At 38.4% G+C, this 7,603-nt stretch carries 10 protein-coding genes, 1 rRNA gene and 1 pseudogene; 5 read left to right on the top strand and 7 right to left on the bottom strand.

Annotated elements, in window-relative coordinates:
* Both AC1TO4_RS18540 and AC1TO4_RS18535 read right to left on the bottom strand, forming a co-directional pair.
* A 16S ribosomal RNA gene (locus AC1TO4_RS18540) occupies positions 1-98 on the bottom strand; the annotation flags it as partial.
* A 672-nt stretch (positions 99-770) separates the two neighbouring features.
* Positions 771-902 carry a hypothetical protein gene (locus tag AC1TO4_RS18535; RefSeq protein ID WP_482100620.1) on the bottom strand — a complete coding sequence of 44 codons (132 nt, stop codon included), beginning with the start codon at positions 900-902 and terminating at the stop codon, positions 771-773.
* 181 nt (positions 903-1,083) lie between these two features.
* Here AC1TO4_RS18535 and AC1TO4_RS18530 point away from each other — a divergent pair, with 181 nt between their 5' ends.
* Positions 1,084-1,329: a helix-turn-helix domain-containing protein gene (locus AC1TO4_RS18530; protein ID WP_482106503.1), complete on the top strand. Its 246-nt coding sequence runs from the start codon at positions 1,084-1,086 to the stop codon at positions 1,327-1,329.
* Between the two features lie 59 nt (positions 1,330-1,388).
* On the opposite strand, the gene AC1TO4_RS18525 is transcribed toward AC1TO4_RS18530, so the two are convergent.
* Together AC1TO4_RS18525 and AC1TO4_RS18520 are read right to left on the bottom strand one after the other, a co-directional pair.
* Positions 1,389-1,628: a hypothetical protein gene (locus AC1TO4_RS18525; protein WP_482106502.1), complete on the bottom strand. Its 240-nt coding sequence runs from the start codon at positions 1,626-1,628 to the stop codon at positions 1,389-1,391.
* Between the two features lie 184 nt (positions 1,629-1,812).
* A complete protein-coding gene (locus AC1TO4_RS18520) occupies positions 1,813-1,956 on the bottom strand; it encodes a hypothetical protein (RefSeq protein WP_482106501.1) in 144 nt (47 codons plus the stop codon).
* A 213-nt stretch (positions 1,957-2,169) separates the two neighbouring features.
* On the opposite strand from AC1TO4_RS18520, the gene AC1TO4_RS18515 reads away from it, so the two are divergent.
* Both AC1TO4_RS18515 and AC1TO4_RS18510 read left to right on the top strand, forming a co-directional pair.
* A complete protein-coding gene (locus tag AC1TO4_RS18515) occupies positions 2,170-2,967 on the top strand; it encodes a LysM peptidoglycan-binding domain-containing protein (RefSeq protein WP_482106500.1) in 798 nt (265 codons plus the stop codon).
* Positions 2,968-2,986: 19 nt separating this feature from the next.
* Complete coding sequence (locus AC1TO4_RS18510) at positions 2,987-3,076, top strand: YjcZ family sporulation protein (protein ID WP_482106499.1); 90 nt, start codon at positions 2,987-2,989, stop codon at positions 3,074-3,076.
* Between the two features lie 626 nt (positions 3,077-3,702).
* On the opposite strand, the gene AC1TO4_RS18505 is transcribed toward AC1TO4_RS18510, so the two are convergent.
* A complete protein-coding gene (locus AC1TO4_RS18505) occupies positions 3,703-3,858 on the bottom strand; it encodes a hypothetical protein (RefSeq protein WP_482106498.1) in 156 nt (51 codons plus the stop codon).
* A 368-nt stretch (positions 3,859-4,226) separates the two neighbouring features.
* Here AC1TO4_RS18505 and AC1TO4_RS18500 point away from each other — a divergent pair, with 368 nt between their 5' ends.
* Both AC1TO4_RS18500 and AC1TO4_RS18495 read left to right on the top strand, forming a co-directional pair.
* The gene (locus AC1TO4_RS18500; protein WP_482106497.1) at positions 4,227-4,526 is read left to right on the top strand and encodes a hypothetical protein; all 300 of its coding nucleotides are present in this window, start codon (positions 4,227-4,229) and stop codon (positions 4,524-4,526) included.
* 444 nt (positions 4,527-4,970) lie between these two features.
* A complete protein-coding gene (locus AC1TO4_RS18495) occupies positions 4,971-6,059 on the top strand; it encodes an extracellular catalytic domain type 1 short-chain-length polyhydroxyalkanoate depolymerase (protein ID WP_482106496.1) in 1,089 nt (362 codons plus the stop codon).
* Between the two features lie 102 nt (positions 6,060-6,161).
* On the opposite strand, the pseudogene AC1TO4_RS18490 reads toward AC1TO4_RS18495, so the two are convergent.
* Positions 6,162-6,482: pseudogene (locus AC1TO4_RS18490) on the bottom strand (IS5/IS1182 family transposase); the annotation flags it as partial.
* Positions 6,483-6,899: 417 nt separating this feature from the next.
* Positions 6,900-7,343, bottom strand: coding sequence for a hypothetical protein (locus AC1TO4_RS18485; protein ID WP_482106495.1), 444 nt, complete (start codon positions 7,341-7,343; stop codon positions 6,900-6,902).
* Between the last annotated feature and the right edge of the window lie 260 nt (positions 7,344-7,603).

Raw genomic sequence — 7,603 nt, 5'->3', positions numbered from 1 at the left:
CTAAAGTTAGAGAGCAAGCTCTCTAACTTTCGCTCGACTTGCATGTATTAGGCATGCCGCCAGCGTTCGTCCTGAGCCAGGATCAAACTCTCCATAAGAACTATTTCTAAAAAGAAATAGTTTTCCATAAAGAAATCGAATAGCTCATTTCTGCTGACTTAAGGAGGAATTAATTCCTCCTCTGAATCCGAAGATTCTTGTGTGTGTCCCTTTTAGGTCGACCGAAATCAACTTACTTCGAAACGTTTTGCTCAAGTGCGTTCACACTCTCGCGATATCTCATTGATGTTTTGCTGTTCAGTTTTCAAGGTTCATGTCAGAAGAATCAACTTGCATCCTTCATCTTTAGTGGTTATCGTTTTTCGCGACAGCCTTTACATCATAACATTTTTTCCGATTCATGTCAACAACTAATTTCACTTTCTTTTTTCGTTGTTTTCATTATGTCGCAAAAGCAACTTAGTAAATATACCATTCCATCTCATGAAATACAAGTCTTGTTTAAAATAGTTTTCATTTCTATTTCAACGGCGCCGGTGTGCACTATCTCAATCCCTTTTTATCATTAGAAATTAAACATCTTCCTAGTCAAATCCAATGATCCATCTACACTCTTCTTTACCATTGGACGTAATCTTCATCGAGCGTAAGCTTCGCTATCAACCCAATTTATATTATCGTCTCATTGTTTTCGACATACAACAAAATCTTATCGAGCATACTTCAATCGAATCGGAGTCCACTGCTTTATATATTCGCCCCCATCCCGATTAATAAACTGATAGTACCGTAAATAGCGTAATTATGATAGGGACGCCGTAGCCTACTGTCATCCATACATAATCCGACGGGCTTACCGCTTCGTCATCGTCGGCCATGAAGTAGCGACGCAAGGCCATCATAAGCGCCCCCTCCCGAGTTCGTCGAAATTGTGAATTACGCTAGTGCCTGCTGCTTTTAGTCGTTCAATTGCGCTGATTTCTACTGTGATTGTCATAATATACCCGCTCCATTCAGTATAGTTTATTACATAATAAGTCTTACTCTTAACGTCATACATAATATGTAGAACGGAGTGAAACGATGCAAGCAAACGTAAAAATAACACTCGGACAAAAGCTCGAAGATGTGGGCATAACGCGCAACGCCGTAGCTGTCGAGCGCAAGATTCGCCCGGCAACGATAAACGAGCTCTGCAACGGTGGTAGCAAGTCGATTAGCTTCGACACACTAGAACAGATTGTAAACGCCTTGAATACGCTCGATAAGGACGACAACGGTAAGCCGTACGGAATACACGACGCAATGATAATTGAATACGGAGAATAACCGAAAAGGGCTGGCGCTTGAGTGCGCGGCTCTTTTTATGTTGTGCGATATCCGCATGGCTAAAGGAAAAAAACCAACGCCAATTTGCGCAAGACCTTCCGATTCCTTCTATATAATAACCGTTTAATATCGTAACCTCCGAATACCTTTTCCTTCGCTGGCACTTTATAATACGCGTCGTAGAAATGTACGAGCGCCGCCTCGCCGTTTGTCGTAAGCTTAACTGCGCCGCAAATCGATTCAGCAAAGCGTTCCTTTTCGTGTTCAGCCGAAACGTACCACGCATCCGATACGATCACCTACGTCGTTCCCCAATCGCCTTTGCCGAGCGGACTCGGCTTGACATCGGATATAACGCCATCTAACAACGCTACGAGTACCTTCAAATTTACGAGAACGGTTTCAGCCGCCTTTGCTTCGTCAGCTTTCTTAGCATCCGCAACTACTTTCGCCTTTGAGTCTGCCGCGACTTCTTCAACCGACTTAACCGCTACTACGGGCGCTTTCTTCTCCGACTTCGCGGCTTCCTTCGGCTTCTCGACCGTCTTCGCCTGCGCCTAAGCTCCCCCCTTTTGTTTCTCCCAACTTCTCAAAGAATGTAAATCCATTTTCTGTGCGGGTCTGCATCGTAAACTTTTCACCTTCAATATGGTGTTGTGTTTTTTGAACCGCAACCGGTCAGACATGTACCGTTGACACTTCCCGTTTATAATTCTTTTGATAACTCCATGAATGACTCAAGATGATCGTCCCTATCCTTTTTGTTTTACAAGAATATCTTATTAGATAGATTCTTCTTTGAGTAAGACTCTTTTAAAAATTAAAATGGAGGTGATGATATTGTCAATAGTTTTTAATAAAACTTATATTTACACAGTGAGTAAGGGCGATACATTATTTTCAATAGCTCGGAGATTTGGAAGTTCTGTTGAAGCAATAGGACGAGCGAATCATTTATTTCAGCCGGTAACTGATCCTGGTCTTATTTATCCTGGAGATGTACTTGTCGTCCCAGTCCTTTCTAAAACCGGAAAAGTAACTTATATTGTTAAATCCGGAGATACAGTTAATAAGATTGCTTCTAGGTTTGATGCATTTAGTGATTTAGTTTCTGGTATTAATGATTTAGTAAACCCCAACATTATTTTCCCTAATCAACCATTGACAGTACCTGTATTTATATACGAAATACAATCAGGTGATACACTTTTATCGATTTCGAATAGATTTGGAATTTCCCTTTCAAGCATAACAATGGCTAACCAAAACCGACCAGGTTACCAAGGTGATCTGATTTGGCCAGAATATGAGCTAATTCTCCCTTTACCAACCTCTCAAAACATTGTCGTATGGACTCCACTTCCGGGAACAATAGTAGTTAATGGACAAAGAATAGAGGGTCAGGCAAGAGCGTTTGAAGCAAATGTTTTATATCAATTAAGAGACGTTAACGGAACTATTGTTTCTAACGAACGTTCTACAATGGCTAATAAAGGAGCTCCTGAGTACGGAAATTTTACAAGCACTTTACCATTCAACAGAACCCCTACATCAAATACTGGTGAACTTTGGGTTTACACAAGAAGCGCTAAAGATGGTAGTATCCAAGACTTAGTAAAGACAAAAGTCTATTTTTAAGAAAGTTTACCTTGTATTTATGCATAATTGTGATGGGCGAAAGGGATTCGCATTGATTGTTGTATTGTTTATCCTTTTGATCATCATTGGTGCTGCATTGTTAAACTAAAATAAAAGGAAAGAAGCTGGATTGTAATTCAGCTTCTCTCCTTTGTATATAAACACTGTGCATTATGTTATTGATAAAGAAAGATTTGTAAATATGTACAATAAAACTATATTGATTGCTTCTTCAACTAACGCATTAGTAATAAATGAACAGTAAAATACATGAGCTTGGGAATACATCTCCCAGCTCATTTTTACTTTCCTATGAAATAACATGAATAACCTTGGCCGCTTAGAATGCGTAATTTCTCCGACTTAACTTATTTAGTATTTCAGTAACTGCTGTTTCCCTTGATTAAACCCAATCAGAAACGAAGCCGCTGTTATAGTTCCTGTGACAAACATAAATGCAATAGCTTCAAATATGGCAATCGTTGTCATATACATCTCTCCTCCTCTATTTACTTGAATATAAAAACACCGACAGCTATTCCCGTCGGTGCATGTTGTTTCTACATTTTAATAGCTACTGAACTTTCGATAACATTCAATAGCAAACGGACAATGCCTACAATGACTAGAAGGCGTTGAAAGGCATAAACTCTCCGCTTCTTCTGGCTCTAAAATCTTTTAGAATTGATTTCATATGCTTTCGCCGCTAAATTATTGGCTTGTTCCAGTTCTAGATTACTGTTGCTGGTTTGCTGTGCCTTGATTGCTCATGTTAGATAACTGAGGAATCATATTTTGTAATTGTCCGCCGCGACCGGTCATCAGGCTATAGGCAGCAGCTCCAATTCCAATGGCCGCTACAATTGGTAATACCTGAATGTTATTCTTCATTTTGACCCCACCTTTCTGTTGACTGTTTTTTGATCATTTATAGCTTGTGTATTACTATTTGAAATAGTCAAGTTATTTTTTTCCATTGATCATTAAATGGTACCTGCAAAGGCAGAAGTCATAAAAAAAGCCGACTGTATCCCAGAGGATTGAATCGACTTTTAATATATCTCACACAATTTAGCGTAAATATCCCATATGATTGTGGGTGATGCAAAAGTAATGTCATTAAATTGGCGGGTTGTCCACCAATCGCACCCGATTGCTGAAGATCTTTTTAAATATGTAATTAAAATTAATCTTAAAAATGAATAGCTATTTCTTTTACAACATAACTATAATTATCATTTTTTTAGGAGGAATTTATATTGAATTCTCAATATCCTTTCTTAAAGCCATTTTTAACTACACATAGTTTACAACCTGAAAATCAGGAAACACCTGTTCAGTTTGTTGAGACTGATGTACTAAATAATCATTTATTTTATAGACGAAACCACTTTTCTTATCCAACGCTTTCTTATTCTAGCTATTGGATTCCAATAAACGGTTCTGTTACAACCCAAAATTTATGTCTTTTACTGGCGTTTTCAAACCCCACCAATACAGACCAATTAGAGATAGAAAAATTGAACCGAATAACCATAACTTCACCCTTTAATCTATAATTACCGTTAGTATGGCTAGATTTAGGTAATACAATACAAATTTCTTCAGTTCTATCTATTTCCCTCTTACTTACCTTGGCATCCTCTCATAACAAGTTTACAGAATGTTATATCACAAAATAGTATCATAGTTCTCCGCATAGTATAAATAAGTCGGATATAAAATTTAACCTAAATCGATTTTTGTTGATAACAGAGCTCTCTTTCCCCTTATTCAGATTTTAAGTTACTTAACACCCCGAACCATGCCATTTCATGCTTGATCCCACTCTTGTCCCTTTTTCCAACCAGTGTGCCTTAACTGTCAGTCGTGTCATCAATTTCCTTGAAACTTTACTCTCTAAATCACTTATTATCTGTTAAAATAGTAAAACAAGTGATAATATTGCGACAACTATTGGATTAAGATAGGTAAATAGAGTATAAAAACGGAGGTACAGAAATTTGGGGGAATTTCTCAATTTTATTTATTACGATTTTAAATACAAGCTATATGTTCCAAGTGAATATAATTCAGATAAAGAGTCTCCGTTGTTGGTGATGCTTCATGGATGTGAACAAAATCCGGATGATTTTGCTGCAGGCACAAACATGAACACACTTGCTGAAAAGGAAAAATTCCTTGTCCTTTATCCTGATATGAACCATCTATTAAATCCTACAGATCTGGCCGGGTATAACCCCTTTGGCTGCTGGAACTGGTTTTTAGATGAAAATCAACACCGCGGTAAGGGACATCCCAAGCTAATTTATGAGATTTTAAATGAGGTCAAAAGTAAATACAAGATTGACTCAAATAAAGTATACGCTGTGGGCTTCTCAGCAGGCGGGGCACTAGCCTGTATTGTTGGTGTTACGTATCCAGATGTCTTTAACGGTATCGGAATTTGTTCGGGACTAGCCTATGATGCTGCCAATGTATATTTTCTAACCGACCCGATGGCTAAGGAAGCTAAGAATAGTATGGAGAAAGGCGTGTTTGACCCATATGCATGCGGAAACAGTGCATTTCAAGAGATGGGAGAGTATAAGAAAAAAATAGGGGTGATTGTTTTCCATGGAATCTGTGATACAACGGTCCACCCCATTAACGGCCAGCAGGTTATCACCCAATGGGCTCAAACCAATTTTCTCGTTGAAGAAGGTATAGGCCTTGCTGATGTTACCCCTGCCCTGGTCAAATCAGATATTATAAATGGATATAGCTATACCAAGCATGTATATATTGATGGGGACGGTGGGCCATTATCGGAACTTTGGATGATTGATAAAATGGGGCATGCCTGGTCTGGTGGAAGCCCGAATGGTTCTTACACCGATCCCTCGGGTCCAAATGCAACAGAAATTATATGGAGTTTTTTCAGTAATCATCAACAACAGCCGGATGAAAAACTGATTGAGACTTCGGCCAAAAATTCAATCTCGGCACCAGTTGTGCTACCATTCAATCCACAGGACGAATCACCAAAGAAGAACTTTTTTAGCATCCTACTTTCAAAACTTATAAAAAGAAAAAATAAAACAAAAAATTAAAGAACCGTACCAATCCATCAAGGTTGACGAATTTTTTATTTGAGCCATATGGGAGTTCATTTGGATCAAACTTTTTTATTCAATGTCATATTCTATTCCCCGGCACGAGGCACAAATAGAAGGAGTTGTAGCATACTGGCGGTATCCTTCCTTCGTGGTTGTTCGATACATTAGGTCCTGTCCTTCAAGACAGAGATAGCAGTCGAAATGCTCGTCATAAACATACTCATATTTTCTGAAGAATCCCTCCTTTGTCATTGGTCGTTTGTATGGAAGTGCTGGAAGGACTTGATTCTCTAAAAGGTAGTTCGCAATGATTGATGTCTTGTAGGCTGCACATCAGTGGCAACGACTACAGGACGTCCCACCCTAGTCGATGATTTTCTGGACTAGCTGCTCAAACACCTGACTGTCGTGAACATTTCATCTTCATTCGATATCGCAATCCAAAGTAAAGGGTGTTTCCTAAATGACTAATCTTTGGATAGATAAAATAATTCTGCTTTAACGCGGCGTCCTTCTTATCACCGGTATTCAGAGTATCGAATCACAAGCTAATTCTATATTCCTCCCATACTTTTACTTCGCTAACAAACTCAGCGGATTCATCCAATAAATAAAACAGCTTTTACGGTCTTCATTATCATCCCGTAAATCCACATCTACAGCCACCCTAACCTTGAGAGTTTTGGCAGTTACCTTTAGTGGTTGTAAATGTCTAATTGATTCGTTAATAATGATTAGACGCTCATTGAAATGTTTACCGCTCCACTTTAAATATATGAGCAAATCATTTACATCTCCACGCAATACATATACATAGATTGTCCAGCCTTGAAATTAGATCACCCCACTGAATGGTTCTTGTGTTGGCAAAATTTTAGATTCCGGAAAATGTTGAAACAATTGAAAAAACAGAAGTCGTTTTAAAACATCCTCCGCTTTGTATCCAACCCAATAATTACTTTCGTAACAGTCATTCAACCCAGCAACGACTGCCCCGCTTATTCCGAGTGTGTAAATTGGTATGACCTGCTTGTTTCGATGAATTTCATGACGAACGATTTTCTTCTCTGAAACCATACGTTTTAATCGTTTCTTATCCAAAGAAAATAACCGGGAGAGTTGTGTTCCCCCGATTAATCCCACTGCCGCTATTGCCTCTAATGCTTTTCGTTCTTTCGGTGATTCTCCGTTTACATAGTCTGAGCGCTTTATATTCGATGGGATACGTGTCCAGTGCAGCGACCAATCGTGTGATAAAAAATACGGACTAAGTGTCATTGTTATTTCCTCCTCTGATAAAAATTAAAAAGAACCGCTATGTATGCAAAAAACATACATAGCAGTTCTATCTTCCCTTAACACCTTTACACAATTAATTCTCTATTGAAAAAGACAATAACAATTGTACATAGAGATATGAATGTAAAAAAACCAAGTGCAATAATCTGCCTATTTCTATTTTCATTCAAGTTACTTCTTTCTTTAAAAACAATAATTAGTGCTGCTATTACTGAGATAATGAAGAACAATAAATTACT

This window comes from Sporosarcina sp. Y838 (genome assembly GCF_056786515.1).
This window is presented reverse-complemented; position numbering and strand designations above follow the sequence as displayed.